Source organism: Enterobacter cloacae complex sp. IR53030, from assembly GCF_049238365.1.
In the GTDB taxonomy this organism is placed as follows: domain Bacteria; phylum Pseudomonadota; class Gammaproteobacteria; order Enterobacterales; family Enterobacteriaceae; genus Enterobacter; species Enterobacter kobei.
Map to the genome: position 1 here is coordinate 1 of NZ_JBMKHA010000065.1, position 1,624 is coordinate 1,624.

Annotated in this window: 4 protein-coding genes; 2 read left to right on the forward strand and 2 right to left on the reverse strand. The window is 48.8% G+C overall.

Annotated elements, in window-relative coordinates; translation table 11 throughout:
* Both ACOTXR_RS25040 and ACOTXR_RS25045 read left to right on the forward strand, forming a co-directional pair.
* Positions 1-374 (forward strand): hypothetical protein (locus tag ACOTXR_RS25040; protein ID WP_421767135.1); only part of this gene is annotated, 374 nt, incomplete at its 5' end.
* A gap of 1 nt (position 375) precedes the next feature.
* A complete protein-coding gene (locus ACOTXR_RS25045; protein WP_421767136.1) occupies positions 376-774 on the forward strand; it encodes a tail fiber assembly protein in 399 nt (132 codons plus the stop codon).
* On the opposite strand, the gene ACOTXR_RS25050 is transcribed toward ACOTXR_RS25045, so the two are convergent.
* Together ACOTXR_RS25050 and ACOTXR_RS25055 are read right to left on the reverse strand one after the other, a co-directional pair.
* Positions 746-1,177, reverse strand: a complete 432-nt coding sequence (locus tag ACOTXR_RS25050) for a tail fiber assembly protein (protein ID WP_421767137.1) — start codon at positions 1,175-1,177, stop codon at positions 746-748. The two genes, ACOTXR_RS25045 and ACOTXR_RS25050, sit on opposite strands and share 29 nt — an antisense overlap.
* Positions 1,178-1,179: 2 nt before the next feature.
* A partial coding sequence (locus tag ACOTXR_RS25055) for a gp53-like domain-containing protein (protein ID WP_421767138.1) occupies positions 1,180-1,624 on the reverse strand: 445 nt, incomplete at its 5' end.

Sequence of the window (1,624 nt, forward strand, 5' to 3'; positions counted from 1 at the left end):
ACCTTGGTTTAGGGGAACTGGCGAAAACACCACGATACCTTGTCACTAAAGGCTCTAATGCAAATGGTTGGTACGAGGTATACAGCGACGGATTCATTCGGCAGGGCATGAAGTTTACAAACAATAACCCTTTAACAATTTCAACCCCGGCAGCCGGGGAGGTGGTGCCTTTTCCTACAACCTTTAAGTCCACAATCACTAATATCAGCCTTGCTCTGAATGCGGGGGTTGATAATGGACTGGAGTTTCCTGGGTTTACATCCGAGTCTCTCAGTGCATTGAGAGTTTTGTCGATGGCCGTGACAAATGGTGCTAACGCCACAGGTTCATATTTAACAAAGTTTGTAGGTTATATCGTAGTGGAGGGAGTTTGATATGTGGTTCTGGAATCCTGTTTATTGCAATGAAGCCTTACCAGGCATTCATGATTTATCTGGCTGTATTGAAATTGATGATGATGGTCATCCTTTTAAAATGGGGGAACTGCCAGCCGGAAAAATGTGGTCGAACGATTCCAGTAATCATCCGGCCCTGGTTGATATCCCACCGCTTTCACCGGAAGAGGAAATTGCAGCGGCAGAGGTCGTCAGGAGTCAGCTACGTGCGACAGCAGATACGGAAATAGCCTGGAGACAAGACGCTATTGACGCTGAAATCGCGACAGAACAGGAGGCTGCTGAATTGGTTGAGTGGAAAAAATATCGGGTTCTGCTTATGCGCGTTGACACAGCAAAACCCGTCTGGCCTACACCTCCGGTACAAGCGGCCAGTTAATATTTCCCGGCGCGGTGGTGATATCTGTCGCTGTCACCGCGTCGATGTAGTCCAGAACGGCATTCAGCTTCGCTTTCTCCGCATCGGTCAACGTCCTGCCTGCCTGCAATTTGAGTTGGATAACGCTGACTGACTGCATCGCAGAATCAATCAGTTGCTGCTGTTGCTGTTCCGCTGCCTTAATCATTTCTTCGCGTGTCGGTGGTGTTAAATCGCCCCAAACTGGCAACCCGTCCTCACTAGCGATACGCATCTTCCCTTCTGGCGGCTCAGCAGTAAATTCAAGGTAAATATTATCATCGACTTCGACAGCATCGTCGGGCCATGTATCGGCTCGTTGATAATCATCTTTCATACTGGAAGGGTAAAAAGAGTTATTTATCGCGGAGTAGATGTAATTCATTTTTATGCTCCTATCGCCAGATAAAATCCAGTCACATTGCCCGCGCCAAAAGTTGAGGTACGCGTCAACGTGAACCCGGTTTTGCTACGGTTGGTGGTGCCGTAGGGTACGCTGGCCCCGCCTGTATCTGTGGCAAGGATGGCAAATACAGTTGATGGAAAAGCTATAGGGAATGTTACATCGCCTGTGAGCACTCCAGCGGGCATACCTCCTATACCCCATTGAATAACCAGTCCCCCCGGGAATTTTTGCCAACCATTATTTACCAGGTTTCTTGTGAACCCAGACATATCAGGAATCTGGTTAGCACTAAATAGCTGCGCGGAATAGTAGATCACTGAAAGGGAACTCAGCCCGGATTGCGCGATCTGATCATTCGCCAAACCAACCAAAACCACCAACCGGACTGAGCGATGCCGATCATAGCACCAATACCCCGTGGCGAAC

Bases quoted from the DNA above. Each gene is read 5' to 3' on its own strand.
- ACOTXR_RS25045 (WP_421767136.1), top strand. From the start codon at position 376: ATGTGGTTCTGGAATCCTGTTTATTGCAATGAAGCCTTACCAGGCATT.
- ACOTXR_RS25050 (WP_421767137.1), bottom strand. From the start codon at position 1,177: ATGAATTACATCTACTCCGCGATAAATAACTCTTTTTACCCTTCCAGT.